The sequence below is a fragment of the Sporosarcina gallistercoris genome (genome assembly GCF_050459885.1).
Lineage (GTDB): Bacteria > Bacillota > Bacilli > Bacillales_A > Planococcaceae > Sporosarcina > Sporosarcina gallistercoris_A.
This window is the reverse complement of the sequence record NZ_JBCMNO010000027.1, coordinates 66,736-86,425: the sequence shown is the minus strand read 5'-3', so window position 1 is coordinate 86,425 and position 19,690 is coordinate 66,736. Positions and strand designations below refer to the sequence as shown.

At 43.6% G+C, this 19,690-nt stretch carries 23 protein-coding genes; 7 read left to right on the top strand and 16 right to left on the bottom strand.

From position 1 onward, the window contains the following. Positions 1 to 265: 265 nt before the first annotated feature. Positions 266 to 439, bottom strand: a complete 174-nt coding sequence (gene rpmF, locus ABE021_RS15155; protein WP_025785164.1) for a 50S ribosomal protein L32 — start codon at positions 437 to 439, stop codon at positions 266 to 268. 24 nt (positions 440 to 463) lie between these two features. Then, positions 464 to 997: a YceD family protein gene (locus ABE021_RS15150; RefSeq protein ID WP_430289823.1), complete on the bottom strand. Its 534-nt coding sequence runs from the start codon at positions 995 to 997 to the stop codon at positions 464 to 466. A 131-nt stretch (positions 998 to 1,128) separates the two neighbouring features. On the opposite strand from ABE021_RS15150, the gene ABE021_RS15145 reads away from it, so the two are divergent. Beyond that, complete coding sequence (locus tag ABE021_RS15145; protein WP_430289821.1) at positions 1,129 to 2,343, top strand: nucleotidyltransferase; 1,215 nt, start codon at positions 1,129 to 1,131, stop codon at positions 2,341 to 2,343. A 1-nt stretch (position 2,344) separates the two neighbouring features. Here the strand turns inward: ABE021_RS15145 and ABE021_RS15140 are convergent, their stop codons facing one another. Beyond that, complete coding sequence (locus ABE021_RS15140) at positions 2,345 to 3,364, bottom strand: SepM family pheromone-processing serine protease (RefSeq protein ID WP_430289819.1); 1,020 nt, start codon at positions 3,362 to 3,364, stop codon at positions 2,345 to 2,347. A 189-nt stretch (positions 3,365 to 3,553) separates the two neighbouring features. Between ABE021_RS15140 and ABE021_RS15135 the strand changes: the two genes are divergently transcribed. Further along, the gene (locus ABE021_RS15135) at positions 3,554 to 4,444 is read left to right on the top strand and encodes a hypothetical protein (protein ID WP_430289817.1); all 891 of its coding nucleotides are present in this window, start codon (positions 3,554 to 3,556) and stop codon (positions 4,442 to 4,444) included. A gap of 136 nt (positions 4,445 to 4,580) precedes the next feature. Here ABE021_RS15135 and coaD read toward each other — a convergent pair whose 3' ends face one another. Continuing rightward, the gene (gene coaD, locus ABE021_RS15130) at positions 4,581 to 5,060 is read right to left on the bottom strand and encodes a pantetheine-phosphate adenylyltransferase (protein WP_430289814.1); all 480 of its coding nucleotides are present in this window, start codon (positions 5,058 to 5,060) and stop codon (positions 4,581 to 4,583) included. Positions 5,061 to 5,069: 9 nt separating this feature from the next. Then, complete coding sequence (gene rsmD / locus ABE021_RS15125; protein ID WP_430289812.1) at positions 5,070 to 5,618, bottom strand: 16S rRNA (guanine(966)-N(2))-methyltransferase RsmD; 549 nt, start codon at positions 5,616 to 5,618, stop codon at positions 5,070 to 5,072. Positions 5,619 to 5,719: 101 nt separating this feature from the next. Here rsmD and ABE021_RS15120 point away from each other — a divergent pair, with 101 nt between their 5' ends. Continuing rightward, on the top strand, positions 5,720 to 6,115 hold the full coding sequence (locus ABE021_RS15120; protein ID WP_430289811.1) for a DUF7147 family protein: 396 nt from the start codon (positions 5,720 to 5,722) through the stop codon (positions 6,113 to 6,115). A 2-nt stretch (positions 6,116 to 6,117) separates the two neighbouring features. Here the strand turns inward: ABE021_RS15120 and ABE021_RS15115 are convergent, their stop codons facing one another. Further along, positions 6,118 to 6,390 (bottom strand): YlbG family protein, encoded by a 273-nt coding sequence (locus tag ABE021_RS15115; RefSeq protein WP_430289810.1) that lies wholly within the window; start codon positions 6,388 to 6,390, stop codon positions 6,118 to 6,120. 129 nt (positions 6,391 to 6,519) lie between these two features. On the opposite strand from ABE021_RS15115, the gene ABE021_RS15110 reads away from it, so the two are divergent. Continuing rightward, positions 6,520 to 7,299, top strand: coding sequence for a glycerophosphodiester phosphodiesterase (locus ABE021_RS15110; RefSeq protein ID WP_430289808.1), 780 nt, complete (start codon positions 6,520 to 6,522; stop codon positions 7,297 to 7,299). A 45-nt stretch (positions 7,300 to 7,344) separates the two neighbouring features. Here ABE021_RS15110 and ABE021_RS15105 read toward each other — a convergent pair whose 3' ends face one another. Then, entirely contained in the window at positions 7,345 to 7,788 is a 444-nt protein-coding gene (locus ABE021_RS15105; RefSeq protein ID WP_430289807.1) for a YlbF family regulator, read from the bottom strand. A 61-nt stretch (positions 7,789 to 7,849) separates the two neighbouring features. Then, a complete protein-coding gene (locus tag ABE021_RS15100) occupies positions 7,850 to 9,280 on the bottom strand; it encodes a UDP-N-acetylmuramoyl-L-alanyl-D-glutamate--2,6-diaminopimelate ligase (protein ID WP_430289806.1) in 1,431 nt (476 codons plus the stop codon). A gap of 112 nt (positions 9,281 to 9,392) precedes the next feature. Between ABE021_RS15100 and ABE021_RS15095 the strand changes: the two genes are divergently transcribed. Then, positions 9,393 to 10,133, top strand: coding sequence for an aspartate kinase (locus ABE021_RS15095; RefSeq protein WP_430289805.1), 741 nt, complete (start codon positions 9,393 to 9,395; stop codon positions 10,131 to 10,133). Between the two features lie 5 nt (positions 10,134 to 10,138). Here the strand turns inward: ABE021_RS15095 and ABE021_RS15090 are convergent, their stop codons facing one another. Continuing rightward, the gene (locus ABE021_RS15090) at positions 10,139 to 11,206 is read right to left on the bottom strand and encodes a CAP domain-containing protein (protein WP_430289804.1); all 1,068 of its coding nucleotides are present in this window, start codon (positions 11,204 to 11,206) and stop codon (positions 10,139 to 10,141) included. A gap of 206 nt (positions 11,207 to 11,412) precedes the next feature. Between ABE021_RS15090 and ABE021_RS15085 the strand changes: the two genes are divergently transcribed. Next, positions 11,413 to 11,778: a YugN family protein gene (locus ABE021_RS15085; protein WP_430289803.1), complete on the top strand. Its 366-nt coding sequence runs from the start codon at positions 11,413 to 11,415 to the stop codon at positions 11,776 to 11,778. Positions 11,779 to 11,875: 97 nt separating this feature from the next. Further along, complete coding sequence (ytvI, locus tag ABE021_RS15080; protein WP_430289802.1) at positions 11,876 to 12,934, top strand: sporulation integral membrane protein YtvI; 1,059 nt, start codon at positions 11,876 to 11,878, stop codon at positions 12,932 to 12,934. 63 nt (positions 12,935 to 12,997) lie between these two features. Here ytvI and ABE021_RS15075 read toward each other — a convergent pair whose 3' ends face one another. From ABE021_RS15075 to cyoE, 7 genes are all read right to left on the bottom strand, one after another. Then, the gene (locus ABE021_RS15075; protein ID WP_430289800.1) at positions 12,998 to 13,459 is read right to left on the bottom strand and encodes a DUF420 domain-containing protein; all 462 of its coding nucleotides are present in this window, start codon (positions 13,457 to 13,459) and stop codon (positions 12,998 to 13,000) included. Positions 13,460 to 13,491: 32 nt separating this feature from the next. After that, on the bottom strand, positions 13,492 to 14,406 hold the full coding sequence (gene ctaG, locus ABE021_RS15070; protein ID WP_430289798.1) for a cytochrome c oxidase assembly factor CtaG: 915 nt from the start codon (positions 14,404 to 14,406) through the stop codon (positions 13,492 to 13,494). Between the two features lie 137 nt (positions 14,407 to 14,543). Beyond that, the gene (locus ABE021_RS15065; RefSeq protein ID WP_430289796.1) at positions 14,544 to 14,891 is read right to left on the bottom strand and encodes a cytochrome C oxidase subunit IV family protein; all 348 of its coding nucleotides are present in this window, start codon (positions 14,889 to 14,891) and stop codon (positions 14,544 to 14,546) included. Position 14,892: 1 nt separating this feature from the next. Further along, a complete protein-coding gene (locus ABE021_RS15060) occupies positions 14,893 to 15,519 on the bottom strand; it encodes a cytochrome c oxidase subunit 3 (protein ID WP_191688400.1) in 627 nt (208 codons plus the stop codon). Next, positions 15,519 to 17,399, bottom strand: coding sequence for a cytochrome c oxidase subunit I (locus tag ABE021_RS15055; RefSeq protein ID WP_430289794.1), 1,881 nt, complete (start codon positions 17,397 to 17,399; stop codon positions 15,519 to 15,521). The genes ABE021_RS15060 and ABE021_RS15055 overlap by 1 nt, the downstream gene beginning before the upstream one ends. A gap of 35 nt (positions 17,400 to 17,434) precedes the next feature. Further along, complete coding sequence (coxB, locus tag ABE021_RS15050; protein WP_430289791.1) at positions 17,435 to 18,499, bottom strand: cytochrome c oxidase subunit II; 1,065 nt, start codon at positions 18,497 to 18,499, stop codon at positions 17,435 to 17,437. A gap of 97 nt (positions 18,500 to 18,596) precedes the next feature. Continuing rightward, positions 18,597 to 19,517 (bottom strand): heme o synthase, encoded by a 921-nt coding sequence (gene cyoE / locus ABE021_RS15045; RefSeq protein WP_430289789.1) that lies wholly within the window; start codon positions 19,515 to 19,517, stop codon positions 18,597 to 18,599. Between the last annotated feature and the right edge of the window lie 173 nt (positions 19,518 to 19,690).

The window sequence follows — 19,690 nt, the reverse complement described above, 5'->3', positions numbered from 1 at the left end:
ATTTTCTTAACCTCTACACCTTTTAAACCCGGAATATTCATGGTATTATTCATATGCACGCATCACCTTTCATTTACTTGTTTCTCGACAATTCAAGTATAAAAGAAATGGTGATTGCGTGCATTTTTTTATTCAAATTGAGCCTACACCCCAACAAATATTATAGAACCGATTTTTATGTATAAAAAAAAGACTACCGTGAGCCATGGTCTCACGGTAGTCTTTAGATAGCAACTGCTATCAGGGAATTGCGGCAGAATCTTGCTTATTCGCCTACAACGACTTTCCCTTTGTATTGACCGCATGACTTACAGATGCGGTGTGCCAATTTCATTTCACCACAGTTTTCACAAGTTGTCATACCAGGTACTTGTAACTTGTAATGCGTACGGCGCATGTTCTTTTTGGTTTTAGATGTTCTTCTTTTTGGTACTGCCATTAGAGGGCACCTCCTTAATTTCGACTAGTCGTTATCGGATTCAAAAAATCTTGCTAAGCCTGCAAGTCTAGGATCCGTCTTCTTATCCTGTTCTTCTGTTATGTGTTCATTGTACTCTTCGTCAGTCGTATAAGACCAACCCGTGCCGGAGGCTTCCGTCATGGTATCCGCATCGTCACAGTAAACCTGTAACGGTACTTCCAAAAGAATGAGTTCTTCAAAAAGGGGCATTGGATCGACTACATCCCCCGTAATCGGATGGATTTCATCGTCTTGTGCCAACACGTCCTCGTCCCAACTGAACTGCTCGTCCGTCTCAATAGAGAACGGAAAATGGACATCTTCCCATGTGCGTGCACAGGGCAATGTCAACGAACCTTCCAAATGGAAGTGAAACGTTATCTTTTTCGAACCAACCGTACAACTACCTGTTAACTGAACAGGTGAAATCGCCCGGATTTCCGGGTTTCTTTCCCTTACAGATCCAAGATCAACCACTTCGTCAAGCGGCATTGCACCCTGCCTGAACTTACGCAATTGATGAATTGACCATTTCATGCCTATCACCTCAAGACAACACTTTTGATTATATAGCGGATAAAAAAAGATGTCAAGATATTTTCTTGTCACTTGAACGCTTAGTTCATTATACTAAACGAATAGAATTATTCAACTAGGAGTGATTTTTCATGAAAGCTGTCGGCGTTGTCGTAGAATATAATCCTTTCCACAATGGTCACTTGTATCACGCAACCTCCGCGAAAATCCAAACCGGATCCGATTTAGTGATCGCTGTGATGAGCGGAAATTTTCTGCAGCGCGGTGAGCCTGCATTGATCGATAAATGGACACGTACAGAAATGGCTCTGGAGAACGGAGTGGACCTCGTTTTTGAATTGCCTTATGAACGTGCTACCTCAAACGCGCCTTCGTTCGCATCCGGTGCCATCCAGCTTTTAGATGCAGCTGGCTGTGCCAGTTATTGCTTTGGTAGCGAGAACGGGTCAATCGCTCCATTTACTACAACACTTAGCCGGATCGCTTCTGTCCAAAGTCAGTATGATGAGCTTATCCGTGAATCCGTGCACCAAGGGATGAGTTATCCGAAAGCATTAAACCAAGCCTACTCCACACTCATTCGACACTCTTCGGACGACGATGAGACCGTAGATTTGTCATTACCGAACAACATTCTAGGTTTCCATTACATGGAAGCGGCAAAGGACATCGGATCATCCATGGTGCCTGCAACACTTCCTCGCCTTGGGGCAGGATATCATGATGATGTTGCACACAATACTCCGATTGCAAGCGCTACAGGCATCAGAAAAGAATTTTTTCAACGTCAAAGCACTGAATACATTCGCCAATTTGTACCTGATTCTGTATATAGGTCGATGAACGAATGGCTTACTAAGCGGACATCATTCGGCAGCTGGGATAGCTTTTATCCACTTCTTCGGTTTCAGATTCTTCGCGATGGCCCTGAACGGCTTACTGCAATCGCCGACATTACGGAAGGAATTGAAAACCTTCTGTATAAAGCCGCAAAACAATCAGAGACGTTCCAACAATTCATGGGGATTGTAAAATCGAAGCGTTATACATGGACACGCATCCAGCGTATGCTCACTCATATCTATACTGGATTCACTTATAGCAATCGAGCAGCCATGCAAATTCCGGATCATCTGCGACTTCTAGGTATGACCTCCATTGGCCAAGCATATTTGAAAGAAATGAAAGAGGAGCTGAAGCTGCCTGTCGTGAGCCGACTCGCGAATTTCGATAGCGCTTCGGCAAACTTCTCCTCTTCAATCTCTGATCTGTATGCTGTTGGAATCGATCCGGTACATCCAGCGCTCGGACTCGACTATCGGACTCCTCCGATCCGTAAAGGCTAACTTATTTTTTTGGTTTCAACGTATCCAAATAGCTCAAGGCATCATCCACCGTTTTAACGGGCACGATTTTCATTTTCGTGCCTATTTTTTCTGCGGTTTTCACAGCTTCCTCGTAGTTGCTCGTAATGCCTGGGTTCGCAGCTTTCACTTCTTCAGGCAACTCGTCATCAGGAGCAAAGAAAATTTCCATCCCATCGTGATCCGCAGCCATGACTTTAAAGTCGATTCCACCGATACGCCCCACCGTACCGCCCGCCATCATTTCACCGGTTCCCGCGATAGTATAGCCTTTTGTAATGTCTTTCGGATTTAGCTGGTTCATAATCTCCAGTGTAAACATCAATCCTGCAGAAGGTCCGCCTATTTCAGAGGTATTGAAGACGACTTTTGGAATCGTCTTCAAAGACCGGTCTTCTAAAAACTGAATCCCGAGTCCAACTTTCCCTTCAGCTTCTGGAATTTCCTTCAATGTAATCTCCGTGGTGAATTTTTTCTTGTCTCGCTCTCCCTCGACTTCAATAGTGTCACCTTTACGCTGGTCAGTGATATAAGTCGCAAACTGATCAGGTTCAATTAGCCGTTTGCCATCCACCCCGACAACCCGATCTCCTGCTTTCAATTTCCCATCTGAAGCACTACCCTCGATTACATGCTGAATGTAAATACCCGCAAAATCGATGTCAACGGGTTTTCCGGATTTTTCAAAAGCAACCGTAATCGCATTGAATTGCGAATCACTCATTAAACGCAGCTGCCGCACATTGTATTCCTGATCACTCTCGCCATGACGTCTTACTTTGTTCGCAGGAAGTAACTTCATCTTGTCTGAAACCTTGGACCATAAATAGGTTGCCGGCGTTGCTTTCCCAACAGAGATGGTCATGAGGCTAAGTGTCCCCTCGTCATCCCTATCACCGCCTTCCACGTTGACAAGTGGTGACAATTCATACGCTCCCCCAGGTTGGGATACATAGCTGTCTAGGGGATATATCATGAACACAGCAATCAAAATCGTGAGCATGGCGGTTATCCCTATTCTTTTAAATGTAATTTTCCTGCACCTCCATTAATAGCCTGTACCTATCTAACATATGGTTAAGTGTACCACCTGAAAAATGAGCGGCACAATGTTTTTTGTTTGAGCTTCTCACACAATAGAGAAAGGAGCAGCAAGCTTGATATCAAAACCATCTATACTTGCAAGAGAAGCATGATTAACGTCATTTTGATTTGGGCGCTTATTGCGTTATTCATTTTGCAGCCTGGGATTGCCCATGATGGAGCAGAGACAGGCGTGAAGTTGTTCGTACAGGCATTGCTTCCCTATTTACTCCCTTATATCATTCTAACCCAATGGCTTTTAAAATTACCCGTCTCTAAAAATTCTTCTCCTGCTTGGATGCGCTACGTAAAGGCGTATACACTCGGGTCATTTGGAGGATTTCCTGTTGGAGCGGTGACGGTGAGTGAAATGAAACGAAACGGACAACTTTCCACTTATGAAAGCAGCCTTCTTCTCGCTGCATGTCATGCACCCGGCCCCATGTTCATCGTCGGGTATGTAGGCTTGGAACTTTTCGGAAATACAATGGCCGGATGGAAGTTGCTCATTGCCATTCACGTCGCTAATATTCTTTTTTTTCTATTTGTTCTCTTGTTAATGGCATCGAGACGTTCTAACTATTCGCATATCAGCAATTCTCCAATATCACCGCCTAGTTCAGCGCCATTATTGGACGCTTTCAAAGAAAGTTCTTCCATCATCATTTTAGTCGCCACTACTGTCGTGTTTTTTTCATCTCTCGGGAATGTCCTGACAAGCGTAATTCAAGCTGCTGCAACCGTAGAACTGGGAATTATAAAAACAGCTGTACTTTCGTTATTTGAAATGACATCAGGTGTCCAGTCTGCAACGCAGCATTTTTATGGTTCCCCACTTTTTCCGTATTTAATCGCCGCCATTCTTTCCATTAACGGCTTAAGTATCCACATGCAAGTATTCGTCATTGCCCGTACTGCCGGGCTTTCACTTAAACCTTACGTCATCGGCCGTATCTGGAGTATATTGGCGGTTCCCGTTTTCCTATATATCATTCTATGAATGCGAATCGGAACCTTGCACTGTTGTTCATTAAAAAATGTAGTTCAAAAGCTTGTGTAAAAACGGGCAACAGACAGATCGGCTCAGCACAAAAAACAATGGGAGGCTAAAAAACAGCCACCCCATTGTTTTTCTATTATGTATACACTTTTTTCAGTGCCCGATTGACCGTCTCCGGTACAAGTGCTGAAACATCCCCGCCGTACTTTGCCACTTCTTTCACAATACTGGAACTTAGGAAAGAATACTGGTTTTTCGTCATGACAAAAAACGTCTCAATGTCTTCATCCAAAAAGCGGTTCATGGATGTAATCTGCATTTCATATTCGAAATCCGATACCGCACGCAGTCCTCTTACGATTGCTGCCGCATTTATACTTTTTGCATAATCGATGAGCAATCCCGAAGACGTATCGATTTTCACAGAAGGATACTCAGCGGTCGCTTGAGCAATCAGCTTTTGACGTTCTTCAACTGTAAAAAGAGGATTTTTAGTTGAATTATTCATGACTACTACGTAGACTTCATCGAAAATCTTTGCTGCACGTTTAATAATATCAAGATGACCATTCGTCAGTGGATCAAAACTTCCTGGCACCACTGCCACTTTAGACATGATAGACCCTCATTTCTTGTAAATAGTGATTGCACTGGCTCCGTATACTGTTGTCCCAACCGTTTCAAATGCACCGTATGAAGTTGGAAGCGTGAGTTGCTTTTCATGCTCACAAACGATGATCGCATGATCCGTCAACAACTCCATTTCCACGAACTGTAATGCAAGATTATAAAGTTCTTCTTTTGCATAGGGTGGATCCAAAAACAGCAAATCAGCTTGAATACCTTCTTTAGCAAGTTTACTGGCTGCAGTTTTCGCATCCCCTCGAACTATGTGGAGCTCGTCCGTAAATTTGCATTTCTCTGCATTCTCCTTGATGATCGCACATGCTTTGGGATTCTTTTCGAAAATCCAGGCATGTTCAGATCCTCGCGAGAGCGCTTCCAAAGTAAGTGAACCACTTCCGCCAAACAATTCCACTGCAATTCCACCTTCAAAAAAAGGTCCTATTTTACTAAACAGCGCTTCTTTCACTTTGTCAGAAGTGGGCCGTGTATCCATCCCTTTAATGGATTTTAAAGGGATTCCCCTTCTCGTGCCAGCAATCACTCTCATTTTGTAACTCCCTTATTGTTACCCTATAAACCGATCTGCAAAGAATCACGCTGCATGCTATGATGGAAAAGATACTTTTTTGAAAGGTGTGTGCATCACAAATGCGACAACAACGATTCATTGAACTCGGTGAAGGGTACTCGGATATTTATGAATTATGCGAACTCATTACAACAAATTCAGACAGACTGCAAAGAACCTTTTTGTTTAAAGCAGCAACTAAAGATGGAAGTCCTTCCTATTCTTTAGCCGCCTCTTTTTCGCCTGCTGGAGAAGGCGGTTTTTACCCTATTTATATATGCCGCGAAGGGATTCCCGCTAAGCAAGGGAGCGTTTCAAAACGTCAACTTGTATTTGAGGAAGCAGCAGCTTCTGTCGGCAGTAAGCCCATCCCTGTGGAACTAAAACACTCTTCTGAGTTTCCAGAAACAAAATTGTTTTATCAATATGTTACTGGAGTACTGCGACTCAATCACTTATTGCCGCCACTCGACTAACCTTACAAACCTGTTTTGTAATCGTATTCCTTGGCTTTGTCAGGACGTACATTTTCGTATTCTGTGCTCACGAACGGTCGGTATGAAGGAATTGCTTTCTTTACTGACGAGAGTTTCTCGACTTTATGGATGACGTCCTCGACATCATCTTGACTGCAGTAGAGGACCACATACTTCATGCGTCGTGATATATAGTGAACGTGTCCGTATTTACGGAACGATTTCGCCTGTTTCAAATGATGGAGGTAAATGATAACTCCTTGACGATCAACCAATAGTATCCCTCTTTTCTTCCTCTTAGAATACCATAGGTTTGAAAAAAGCCGCAACCAGACTTTACTGACAGTTCGTCCGATTTGTCTTATAATGGACGTAACAGTTTTATTAACAAGGAGGAATTAGACATGGGAAGAAAAACAAAAGTTGCTCTCTCAGTTGGTGCAGCAGGCGCGGCTGCCTGGGTCGCCTCAAAAGCAATCATCCGTCCAAGCGCGAGATCAGGGAAAAAGGCACTCCACTTCGAGGGACCTGTTGTTATCCAGCAACTAACCGACATCAATCAAAGTGAGCAACAAGCTGCTGAAGCTGCTTCCCTTGGAGTTCACGGATTTGCTGTGGATGTGAAACTTACAGTGAATGAAGAGATCATCATCGTCAGCAAGGATCATCCGGATTCCTCTCATTGCTTACTTAAGGATATGCTCGCCCTTTACCCTCATCTGCTTTTCATCATCCGGATAGCCGATTCACCAGATACCTATGAAGGGAGTTTGATGCCTTCGAAGCTCTGGAAACTGCTCGAAGAATGTGCTGCTCAAGAACAAGTCGCCGTCATCAGTCAGTATGACGAACAAGTAGACCGTTTCAATTTGTATACTCAACATACAGCTGCTACGGGAGCCGGGATTGCCGAACTGAAGCAAGCCTATACGGCATATACCAGCCGTTTCGGACACCTCTACCATCCCCGGACTGACCTTTTTGTATTAGGGGATAAGATTGGTCCGTTTCAGCCGGCTAGCGAAGGTTTTGTCCAATTTTTAAACAAACTGAACATCTGCGTGTATGTTGAAAACTACGAAACCGATGACGTCATTAAACTCGCACAAGCAGGTATTTCAGGATTCATTACAGAAACACCCGAGACAACAATGGCGCAACTGGATACCTTAATAGAAAACTGAAAGAGGATGGCTGATGAGCCATCCTCTTTCAGTTTTCTATTCGGGTTATGCTGAGCATGAGCAACCGCCGCCAGTTCCGCAGCTTCCTCCACATGAGGATTCGGTTACAAATGTATTATCCGTCGGCAATTTAACGGATTCAGAAACGGAGCGGGCAATTTCCGCACTAATTTCATCCAGCATGTATTGGACGTCATTCTCCGCCAGACGCAACGCAGCAACTTTCTCATTGATATCCAACGCCCGTTTATCGAGGCGTATCGATTTCATTACTATATTATAATCCGGATGGTATCTCCCAAACCGTTGAACCTCTTCGTAACGGTCTTTCATCTCTGAAAAGTTCCGGATTTTTTTCACTAAATCCGGATCACTGTAAACTGCATGATGAGCGGAGCGGTACGCAAATAATACATCGGATGTCAAAATCATTTCTGCCAATTCGTCTGTCTGTTCGATGATGGCAAGCCATTCGTCGGTCATCATCATATTTGATTTCCCTCCATTCCAAACCATTATACCAAATAGAGGGAGTAAACGCATCACTTGTTCATTCCATAAGTGTTTCCAGCTGATGGAGGGCCGTCATCGCTTCTGCAATGTCAGACATTCTGAGTTCCTTAGTTCCAATGATTTGTGACGTTTCATGACCTTTCCCTGCTATTAGAACGATGTCGTCCGGTTTACTTGCGGCAATTGCTTGATGAATGGCGCGTTTTCGGTCCAAAACTATTCGGACTGATGCAGGGTCCGCCGTTCCTTTCAATATTTGCTGAATAATGGTGAGCGGATGTTCACTTCGTGGGTTATCAGATGTAAGTACTACAGTATCACAATAATCCTCAGCGATTTTCCCCATCTCAGGACGCTTTTCTTTGTCTCGATCACCGCCACAGCCAAATACACAAATCAGCTGTCTTGGGTTTAAACTCTTTACTGCTTGCAAAGCAGCAGATAACGCATCAGGGGTATGCGCATAATCGATGAAAACCCGCCTTCCTTCCTGTTCAACAAGCTGCATACGACCTTCTGGCAATTTCAAGAACTGGAATGCAGTAAAAATCTCTCTTTCCGGAAAGCCAAGTAATTTCACAACAGATGCAGCGGCCATCGCGTTCAATCGATTGTGCTCACCTGGTGGCAGCGGTTCGATTAATTCTTCTGAAGGCATGCATCCTCCAGCCACACTTCTGCCAAAGAGATGGATGGGCAGCTCTATATCCTTGACCATCCCCATGCATTCATTATCCTCACAATTTACAATGAGCTGCTCAGACAATGAACACAACTTCTTTTTCGCTGCAATATAATTTTCACGACCGCCATGCTCTTCAAAATGATCTGTTCCGATATTCAAGAAGACTCCGACAGATATCCGGCAATGTGCAAGACGCTCCATTTCCAATCCTAGTGAAGATGCTTCCAGCGCTACGTGAGTCACTCCTCGATCTCTGCATTTACGTAATAGAGGATGTAAGTATTCTGCAGTAGGCGTCGTCAATGGCGGAAGCTCTTCCTCGATTTTCTCCCCATCTATATAACACCCTGTCGTCCCCAGCACCGCTGTCTTAATACCGAATTGTGCAAGCAGCTGACCAATAAAATGCGTTACCGTAGTTTTCCCGTTTGTTCCTGTCACCGCAATTATCGTTAATTCTTCCGAAGGATTCCCGGATAATTGTGCACTGCTATAAGATAAGAAACGTTTGCAGTCCGGTACTGTCACAATGGCAGTGCCGCTCTGACTCCATTTAGACAAGTCACTCTCCGAGACTGAACGGTCAATGACGATTGCAGCGGCTCCTCTTTCCAATGCCTCTTCAATTGACTCGATCCCATCATGATGAGCGCCTTTTCTTGCGATGAACAGACAATTCTTCTGTAGACGTTTTGGATGCTCTGTCACTGAGTCGATTGTGACATTTCGCCAGTTCCCTTGGATCGTACACGGCCAATCTTTCAATAATTCGATCAGATGCAAATCAGTTTCTCCTTCCCGAACGTTTTTCTTTCCAGGGAATATAGTAAGAGTGAACCTACCACAGAGTATGAAAAGCATCAGGTAAATGTCACGAAGAAAGTTGGGAGACGAGATGATTATCCAAAAATTTGGCGGCGCTGCGATGAAAGATCGGGGGATGCGCCGTTTATGTATTGATCGGATTCAAGAAGGTCTGAAATCACACGGCAAAGTCATCGTTGTCGTTTCGGCCATTGGCCGTCAGGAAAGTCCATATTCAACAGATCGGCTGCTCTCCATCACACCATCCTTCACCCTCTCTACCGCCTCTTGGGACCTGGCAGCAGCATGTGGAGAACTGATTGCTTCCGCTGTTCTCAGTGCAGAACTGGAGGAAGCAGGAATCCATAACAAAGTCATGCATAGTATGAATTCCGGTATTCGGACGGTAGGCCCTTTCGGGAACGCAACAATTGAGACAATCGAGACAAGCTCTATTGAAAAAGCATTGCAGCACCATAAATGCTTGATCGTTCCTGGGTTCCAAGGTATGAATGCAGCAGGGGACTACATGACCCTCGGAAGGGGCGGGAGTGACCTGACAGCCATTGCCCTTGGCAGCAGTCTGAAAGCATCCCACGTGGAATTTTTCAAGGATGTTCCAGGAGTCATGTCAGCAGATCCTCATATCCATAATGATGCAAAAAAAATCGATTCACTGACAATCGATGAATTCCTGCCGCTATTGGACTGCACACGCCCCGTCATTCAAAAACGTGCTGCTCTTCATGCAAAAGAAACAGCAATCCCTCTTTGTGTCAGAGGAATTGCTGCAGCAGAAGAAGGAACGTGGATTATTCCAAGCTTTTCTTAACTATTTTAAGGCATCGTCGTTTTTTCGATTTCCTGGACTAAGTTTTGCGTGTAGTAGTTTCCGTAAACGCCCGTACCGATATGTGTAAAGTTTTTATCCAATAGAACTTCTTGGTGAGCAGGAGAATTCAACCATCCATGAACCGCCTCAATGGCATCCGTATAATTCAACGCTATATTTTCTCCTGCCTTTTTAACGTCAATTTCCGCCAATTTCAACCGATCGGCAAGTGTGCCAGATGTCGGTGAATCTTGGGAAAAGTAATTTTGTAAAGCCATTTCTTTACTATGTTCGCGCGCTACAACTTGAAGTTGGTAATCCCGTTTCAACATGCCGACATCATGGTTCTTCCTATAAACATTAGTGATATCGAGAATTTGACGCTCCAGTGCACGATCGACTGCCATCTGATCTTTAGAGGAAGGTTTTTTCACTTCCACGAGCTCACCTTTATAGAAAAGATCATAAGGTTGCTGCATGACCAGTGTCATCGGGTCGATGAATCGTACACCTTCCAGCTCTTGACCCTTTTCATCTATATATAATTGAGTGAAAAGACCTTCTGATTGAATGAGCATCTTGTTTTTAATGTCATCCCCATTCAATACAAATGTATATTGGTTCTCTCCTACGACCACTTCCAATTCAGACTCTATGATGGTGCTCCGATAGATATCCTCACTGCTCTGTCCATTTTCGTATGGATACACATCCGCTTCTCGATCCGCACTAAAGATCTGGTTGACCTTACCATTCCGAACTCCTGCCATTATCATCGGATTCGCTTTATAAATCCACCATTCGAAACCGAAAACTGAAAGGTCCTTGCGATCCGGTTCACCATACAGCTTGAGCAATTCATCAGAAGAGCGGCCGACGACTGTGGAAATCCCTTTTTCAGGTCGTTTCGCATTACTTACACCCTGCTGTTCGAAAGATTCCCCTCCGCTTATAGCAGTCCCAGGCTGAACAGGTGACTCCAATGGCTCGTTCTCTTTAAATCCATCATCCCAAAAGTAAACTGCCAGAAGCGCAACTACTAACAATACAAGCACTTTCCATAATCGTTTCAACTGCTCACCCCCTTCTTACCACTGCTATCCAAACACTGCTATACCCCCATTGTAATCAACATCAGCTGAATAAGTCACCCTTTTCTCATCAGTTCTCTCAATTACGCTCCCAGACACAATGTTGCCATTGCAACCGACTTCCTTTTGTTCTATGATTATAGACGAATAGCAATCGATTGACTGTCGTATAAGGAGGAAGCTAATCAATGGATTTTTTAAACACAGGTATCGAACAGCTGGCTGTTAGCCTGATTGATCTTGAAGAAATTGCTAAAAGATATGATTTAGTTCTCGCTGGACAATGGGACTACGAGCGCGTCACATTCGACAAAAAGTATACAGTAAGTGAAGGGGTATACTATCTGCGTGTCTATGGTCTCACTCCGAATGGAGATGTTGGAAAGAATGAGGCAGTTATTGAATTCATAACTCCTCAACTTGGAAAACACTACTATCCACACGGTGTGGAGTACGGAGATGATGAACTCTATCCGACATTCGTCGTGAATGACTGTAAAAAAACTCTAGCTGGCTTAGTGAAAGACCTTCAAGTATTTAACTTAAACAAATGATGAAAAACCGGAGAATATTCCATTCTCCGGTTTTTCATATCCATTTTCATTTATTTTGGCTATAATAGAAATAATACACGATTTGGAGGAATGCCGGGTGTCAAAATGGCTAACTAAACGAACTTTGCTTATATTGGTGACTGTGATTATTGCAGTTGCTGTTCTATTCTTCATACTCCCGGTTTCCATACCGCTAATTTTAGCCCTGCTGACTGCACTGATGATCGATCCGCTTGTCAAGCTAGTAGAGCGTAAGTTCAATTGGAAACGTAAATTATCTGTCATTTCCGTATTTATCTTTGTCGTGTTACTCGTTGCAGTAGGGATCTACTACTCTGTTACGTCATTAATCGGCAGAATCATTCAATTCACAAAAGATGCACCCGAGTATCTGAACTCACTTTCAGGCGTCTGGATTGATATGCAAGAGAAAGTATTTAAATATACTTCTGGAATGCCTTCAGATATCGTCAAAGCGACACAAGAACAACTGACTGCTGCGCTCACTTCCTTCAAAACTTCCCTTCTTGAACTGTTGAGCTATGAAAAGATCATTGCACTCGCTTCAGAAATCCCGAATTTCCTCGTGAGTTTCATCGTCTTCTTAATTGCATTGTTCTTGTTTATGCTGGAGCTTCCTCAGCTGAAACAAAGTGCGTTTAACTTGCTGACGGATCGAACTGCTGAAAAAGTGAGATATATGACTACAAAACTGAATGCAACAGTCATTGGGTTCATGAAAGCACAATTACTTGTCAGTTTCATCATTTTAGCGGTAGCGTTCGTCGGATTGCTGTTAATCGTTCCGAAATATGCTGTTGTCATGGCAATTGTCATCTGGATAATCGACGTTATTCCTATTTTAGGTTCAATCATCATTCTGGCACCTTGGTCCCTTTACGAGTATGTGAGCGGTGACGTGGCGATGGGAACAAAGCTAGCAATTTTAGCAGCTGTATTGTTGATTATCCGTAGAACTGTAGAACCGAAAGTGATGGGTTCACAAATCGGATTGTCCCCTCTTCCGACATTGATCGGAATGTTCATCGGTTTGAAGTTGTTCGGAGTCCTTGGATTCTTTATCGGTCCTATGGTCGTCATCCTCTTCACTACAGCCATTGAAGCCGGGATTATCAAAATGAATTTTAAAATCTAGCTTGAAGTGTACGCCATAAAGAAAACACGCATGCTCCTATGATAGGGGCATGCGTGTTTTACATTAGAATCCTAAAATCGCTTTGATCATCGAAGTCGTTTCTCCGCCTGAGTAAAATACATAGAGAAGTAAATAGACAGCTACGCCAGTAATTGCTGCAAAAACCCACACAATGCTTGTCACAGGTCCTAGACGGCGATGCTTGGGTAAGTTGTCCTTGAGTCCTGAGATAAGCGAAAGGACAACTAGAATGGCTCCAGTCGTAGCTAAACAAATATGGAAAATCAAAAACACAGTGTAATAGATTTTAATGTTGTCGGGTCCTCCGAAAGCCGTGTTCCCGATGATAATCGTGCGGGATAAGTAAATTACTAAAAACAGAAGTGCTGAGATGGATGCGGCAATCATCACATTTTTGTGTGCTTGCATCCGCTTTTTGCGAATCAGCAACCATCCAATCACAACTAAAACCCCAGAAATAATAATGAGCAGCGTGCTCAGTGTCGGCAGAAAAGGCAAGTTCATACGAGTTCTCCATTTCTATTCAGATGTAATGATCAGCCATGAATCGATAATTTTTTTCGGTTGATCAAATCTTGACGTGTAATTTCATCCGCATTGTCTTGTTCATCGCGATACCATGTAATGAAAATCTTGCCGATGATGAACACATACAATAATTCTTGGATGACCTTCATAATGATTCCGCCAAGCTGCTGATCATAAAGCGTGGGCATGCTTGTGAACAACTCGGGTCCTGAAATCGTCAAACCGGACAAGGTCCCTGCAGGAACACAGAGTGCCATTGCTTTCAGCCACGCTTCTCCGCTGCTGTATGTCTCGTAGACCGGGACATCCGCAAAGATGATCAACGAACAAGCAGGAGTTAACAGGATGGCACTCAATATGACATACCCGATTTTTTTCAAACCGTGTAATTGAGGCTCTCCTGGCAATGTGTTGAAAATAGGCCACCACAAGAACAAGGCTGATAAAAATAATGTCAGCGTAAATGCAGTATGAAGAGGCAAGCTAAGTTTAATCGTATCCAGAACCAGTGGATAATGGTTCAACGAAAACATGATCGTAAAGACCATTAAGCTGATAACCGGCTTTGTGAAGAACCGGATAACAGCTGCCAGTTTCGGGTAACTGAAAACTTTTTTCCACAAAAAGTTTGGAATCCCCATAATGAATAACGGTGCAATCACTAAAAGTAATATAGCCATTTGTCCCATATGGACAGCAAACAAAATATGTCCCATCAAATCCATTGGTGAGCCTTTCACGATATACAACAACACCATTGCAGAAACGAAAGATGTGATCTGTCTGGACGTGACAGTCTCCGTCCCATTAAAACGAGTTCTCCACTTTTTTGTCAGTAAAAAGTAAAGGACTGTCATGAGAACGAGAAATAGTAAAAAATACGGACTCCATAAAGCGCGGAAGCCAAATATACTTAGCGACAAATGCCCCAGCTCCTTTTGTAATATCTCTACCTATTATAGGCTCTAAATTTATGTAACACAATGAACGTTCTTTGACATTCAACCAAATAAAAAACCTCTGCCCTTGGCAATTGGCCAAAGACAGAGGTTTGTGAAGCTTACCACCAAACAATTGTGACAAAAGTTAGTGGAATCAGGAATGCAAACACCGCTCCTGTGAACATGAACATCTGGGGAACACCGTGTCCCTTATCTTTCATGTGCATGAAATAGTAGAGTTGCAGTGCTACTTGAACTGCAGCAAAGAGGAAAAGGACAGGAATTACTAAATACTTAGAAAAACCTTCCACTCCCTGCTGATAAGCCACGACGAATGTAAACGAGACGAGTGTCATGAAAATCATGAGTGAGAACATCATAACTTGACCGCGCATAGTTTCCTTTGAACGGCGGATGAAAAGATCCTGTTCAATAGGCGTTCTCTTGTACGTTTCTACTTCTGCCATGTTATCCGATCACTCCCATCAAGTAAACTACCGTAAAGATGAATACCCATACGACGTCAATGAAGTGCCAGTAAAGTGAGAACGTGTAGTACTTAGTTGCATTATACAAGTTCAGACCGCGTTTTGCATTTCGGAAGAGCAACAATGTCACCCAAACGAGTCCGATAGCTACGTGGAAACCGTGTGTTCCTACAAGTGTGAAGAATGCTGAACTGAATGCACTATTTCCAAACGTGAATCCTTCTTTTACATAGTGAGTGAATTCATACACTTCGAGTCCAAGGAAACAAAGTCCGAGGAATGCAGTGATAGCTAACCAGAGCTGCATTTTCTTAAAGTTGTAGTTCTTCATATGGTGCATTGCGTACACACTAGTAAGTGACGATGTTAAAAGTAACAATGTCATAACGAAGACGAGTGGAAGTTGATACAGTTCCTGTGTTGAGAAACCGAAACCACTAGGTCCTTTATTCTTTAATGCCATATAAGTCGCGAATAACGTTGCGAACAGGATGGTCTCTCCACCAAGGAAGAGCCAGAAGCCGACAAATTTGTTTTTCGCTTCAAGTGTTGCGCGCTCGGGGTGTTCCGGCCAAGTCTCCGGAGTGAACTTCTTATTCAAATCCATCAGTTTTGACCCCCTTTGCGAGCATTGTCAATATCACGTTGAATCTCTTGTTTGGTTACATGGAAACCAAGATCATCTTTCAATGAGCGCATTGCCATAGCAATAAATGTTACCGCAAGACCAAAGATGAGCACTGGAAGTCCCCAAGCCGTTTCTTGATGGTACATTGCACCGAAACCAGCAACGAACATACCTAAAGTCATGAAGAACGGAATGATTGAACCGTTCGGCATGTGGATATCCGTAACAGGTTCTGCAAATGTAAGCCCTGTTGTGTTACCTTCCTGCTTTTCAATCCAAACCGTATCAAGTCCTCGTACTAGTGGAGTTTGAGTAAAGTTATAGAATGGCGGCGGTGAAGGAATCGCCCACTCAAGTGTACGTCCATCGCCCCATGGATCATTTCCGACACGTACGTTTTTAACAATTGTCATGATGATATTGACTACTAATACAATAACACCAATGGCCATCAGAAGCGCACCGATGGAACTGATCAAGTTCGCTGTATTCCAGCCTTGTCCATCCATATATGTCCAGACACGGCGTGGCATTCCCCAGAATCCAAGCCAGTGCTGGATAAGGAATGTACAGTGGAATCCGATAAAGAAAAACACAAACGTAATTTTACCAAGTGTTTCATTGAGCATAGTTCCGAACATTTTCGGCCAATAGAGGTGTACTCCCGCTAAAATTGCAAGTACAACTCCACCAACGATTACGTAGTGGAAATGGGCAACAATGAAATAACTATCGTGCAGCTGATAGTCAAGAGGCGCAGCACCTTGCATGACCCCTGTGACGCCACCCATTACGAATGATGGGATGAAACCAAGCGCATACAGCATTGGCGTAGTAACGGAAATACTTCCGCCCCAAATGGTAAGCAGCCAGTTAAAGATTTTTACACCTGTCGGTACAGCAATCGCCATCGTCGCAACTGCGAAGATTGCGTTAGCAGTCGGCCCAAGGCCAACTGTGAACATGTGGTGAGCCCAAACCATGAATCCTAAGAAACCGATCAATACTGTCGCAAATACCATTGCCGGATACCCGAAAAGGCGCTTACGAGAGAAAATCGAAAAGATTTCAGAGAAAATACCGAATGCCGGCAAGATCAGGATATATACTTCAGGGTGACCGAATATCCAGAAAATATGCTCCCAGATAATTGTGTTTCCACCCATCGTATGATCGAAGAAGTTACCGCCAAACATACGGTCGAATGTTAAGAAGAACAAACCGACTGTAAGTGGTGGGAAAGCGAAAAGGATCATTGCTGAAGCGACGAACGTCGTCCAAGTAAACAATGGCATCCTCATGTACGTCATACCCGGTGCACGCATGTTAATGATGGTGACGAGGAAGTTAATCCCGGCCATCAGCGTACCGCCACCCGCGATTTGAAGTCCTATCGCGTAGAAGTCAATTCCGTGTCCTGGAGAAGCAAGTGACAAGGATGCATAAGAAGTCCATCCAGCATCAGGAACCTGCCCAACCAACCATGAAATGTTCAGGAACAATCCTCCGAAGAAGAACATCCAGAAACCTAATGAGTTAATGAATGGGAACGCAACATCGCGCGCTCCGATCTGGAGTGGCATAATGTAGTTCATAAATCCGAATAGTATCGGCATGGCGGCTAAGAAAATCATCGTAGTACCATGCATCGTGATTAAATCATTAAATAGACCTGCACTAACAAGGTCATTGTTCGGCTTTAACAGCTGGAGACGAATGATCATCGCTTCAATACCACCGACGACGAAGAAGAAACCGCCGCCAATGAGGTAAAGAATTCCGATTTTCTTATGGTCGACAGTTGTCATCCAATCCCAAAGGGCTGCGCCGAATCCTCTTTTTTGAGCAACAGAACTCACGTTGTTTTACCTCCTCTTCAATATCGCGTTACGTATTACTGCTCAACAGACAAGCCAAGCAAGTACTCAGCTAAGTCATCCAGTTCCTGCTCGGATAACTGTTTTTCGAAAGAAGGCATTTCATTGCCCGGTTTAACTTTTTGTGGATTCTTAATCCATTCTTTCAAGTGTTCTGCGTCGTGATCTAAGAAACCAGCTACACGGTTACGATCACCGAATGCGGCAAGGTTCGGTCCAGCTGCTCCACCTTCGCCAGCTCCAGAAACAGCGTGACATCCGATACAGCTTTGTTTGAAGACTTCTTCACCTGCTGCGTTCGCAACAGCATTTCCGTCTGCAGTTGCTTTCATGTTTTTCGCCCATGCGTCGAACTCATCCCGTGGTAATGTTTTCACTTTGAAATCCATCAGTGAGTGAGACGGCCCGCATAGCTCCGCACATTTACCATAGAACACGCCATCTTTGAGGCCTTCTGATTCTTTGTCAAAAGAAAGATAGAATTTGTTCAAGTTCTCCACGTTCGTATCCAACTTGCCTCCGATTGCAGGTATCCAGAAGGAGTGCTTCACATCTGCTGCTTTCAGGTTGAAGAATACTTTTTCCTTAGTTGGTACAACTAGTTCTTGAGCAGTTACAATACCAAGATCCGGGTATTCGAATTCCCACCAATAAAGCTTAGCAGTTACGTCAACAACTAAATGCTTCGCCTTGCCATCGTCGTTGACTTCTTCCATCGCTTTAACGTCCCCAAGTTTGTACGTGTAATATACAGTAGGGACTGCAAGAATAATAATAAGGATAATTGGAATAATTGTCCAAATGAGCTCCAGTTTCTGACTTCCTTCAACTTGTTCAGGAATGAAGTCTTCACCTAGTTTCGAACGTCTGAAACGAATCAGTGCTACAACATAAATTACGACTACAACAAGAATGACGAACAGCATGATACCTGAAGATAGCATCAGCAGATTAAACTGATCTTTACCTACCTGACCAGCTGGTAGAAGCGTGGATAATTCCTGTTGGCCACATCCTGCTAAAAATACAGTCAGAACCGCTAACAAGGAAAAGAGACGCCATTTTTTGAGTCCTTTCATCATCGCTTCATAATCCCTCTCTTTCTAATAGTGTTTTCTTCCATCGAGGAGTGTAGACCTCTCTATAATGAATTCCTGTCAAAGAAAGAATTCCAAACAGTTAGATGAAAATCGAAAAGATGATCATCGATACAAAAAGAATTGTCATGTAGTTCAGTGAGTAGATGAACATGGACGTTGCCCATTTCAAATCATCTTTCACACGGAACCCTTTTAAGGCGAGTAACAACCAGCCTATGTTCAACAAGGTTGCTAAAACTAGAAATGCTGTCCCTAATTCGCTTAACAAAAAAGGCAGAGGAAATAACAGTAAAACCCATGCAAACATTGATTTCTTCGTACGCGCAAATCCTTTGACGACCGGTAACATCGGAATACCAGCAGCTCCATATTCATCGGTCTTTTTCATAGCAAGTGCGTAAAAATGAGGTGGCTGCCAGACAAACATGATCAGAAATAATGCCCAAGCCCCAAATCCAAGTGACGGTTCCACTGCCGCCCAACCAATCAGCGGCGGAATGGCGCCAGATAAACTTCCAACAATCGTATTGGAAACGTGACGGCGTTTCGACCACATGGAATAGAGGACGACGTAACTGAAAACACCAGCAATACCAAGAAGCCCTGTCGTGACGTTCGCTGAAAACAGCAAGACTTCACCGATAGCTATGAAGCTTAATGCCATAATGAGAACAGCTGGGGCCTTAAACCGACCGGTTACTGTCGGTCTTGTCCTAGTACGCGTCATAATGGGGTCGATATCACGATCGATCAAGTTATTAAGCGCTGCTGAACCGGCTATGATCAGGGCAGTTCCGAAAAGCGTACCAATCATAAGATCCAGACTATGTACAAAGTTGATGTTCGCAAACTGGAACGCCAAGAAGAGACCTGTGAAGGCAGTGATGAGATTGGAATTCACAATCCCAATTTTAATTAGCGCTAAAAAGTCCTTCAAAAATGTTGGTGCAATTACAGGTTCCGGTACTGTCTGTGCAGCAGTCGAACGACTGTTTGACATTTGACTCCCCCTTTCAAAGCCTTTTAAAAATGACCGCTGTATCTAACTATAGCGAAAATCCTTCACAATTTCTATACAAAATCGCAATTTGTATAGAATTGCACACTCTTACTAACAAATATACAGTTCACACTCTATAGTAAATCATTCCACAATGCCATTTGTGAAGTTAT

Coding starts and splice junctions, on each gene's coding strand:
- rpmF (WP_025785164.1), bottom strand. CDS start 439: ATGGCAGTACCAAAAAGAAGAACATCTAAAACCAAAAAGAACATGCGC.
- ABE021_RS15150 (WP_430289823.1), bottom strand. CDS start 997: ATGAAATGGTCAATTCATCAATTGCGTAAGTTCAGGCAGGGTGCAATG.
- ABE021_RS15145 (WP_430289821.1), top strand. CDS start 1,129: ATGAAAGCTGTCGGCGTTGTCGTAGAATATAATCCTTTCCACAATGGT.
- ABE021_RS15140 (WP_430289819.1), bottom strand. CDS start 3,364: ATGCTCACGATTTTGATTGCTGTGTTCATGATATATCCCCTAGACAGC.
- ABE021_RS15135 (WP_430289817.1), top strand. CDS start 3,554: ATGATTAACGTCATTTTGATTTGGGCGCTTATTGCGTTATTCATTTTG.
- coaD (WP_430289814.1), bottom strand. CDS start 5,060: ATGTCTAAAGTGGCAGTGGTGCCAGGAAGTTTTGATCCACTGACGAAT.
- rsmD (WP_430289812.1), bottom strand. CDS start 5,618: ATGAGAGTGATTGCTGGCACGAGAAGGGGAATCCCTTTAAAATCCATT.
- ABE021_RS15120 (WP_430289811.1), top strand. CDS start 5,720: ATGCGACAACAACGATTCATTGAACTCGGTGAAGGGTACTCGGATATT.
- ABE021_RS15110 (WP_430289808.1), top strand. CDS start 6,520: ATGGGAAGAAAAACAAAAGTTGCTCTCTCAGTTGGTGCAGCAGGCGCG.
- ABE021_RS15105 (WP_430289807.1), bottom strand. CDS start 7,788: ATGATGATGACCGACGAATGGCTTGCCATCATCGAACAGACAGACGAA.
- ABE021_RS15095 (WP_430289805.1), top strand. CDS start 9,393: ATGATTATCCAAAAATTTGGCGGCGCTGCGATGAAAGATCGGGGGATG.
- ABE021_RS15085 (WP_430289803.1), top strand. CDS start 11,413: ATGGATTTTTTAAACACAGGTATCGAACAGCTGGCTGTTAGCCTGATT.
- ABE021_RS15075 (WP_430289800.1), bottom strand. CDS start 13,459: ATGAACTTGCCTTTTCTGCCGACACTGAGCACGCTGCTCATTATTATT.
- ABE021_RS15065 (WP_430289796.1), bottom strand. CDS start 14,891: ATGGCAGAAGTAGAAACGTACAAGAGAACGCCTATTGAACAGGATCTT.
- ABE021_RS15060 (WP_191688400.1), bottom strand. CDS start 15,519: ATGGATTTGAATAAGAAGTTCACTCCGGAGACTTGGCCGGAACACCCC.
- coxB (WP_430289791.1), bottom strand. CDS start 18,499: ATGATGAAAGGACTCAAAAAATGGCGTCTCTTTTCCTTGTTAGCGGTT.
- cyoE (WP_430289789.1), bottom strand. CDS start 19,517: ATGTCAAACAGTCGTTCGACTGCTGCACAGACAGTACCGGAACCTGTA.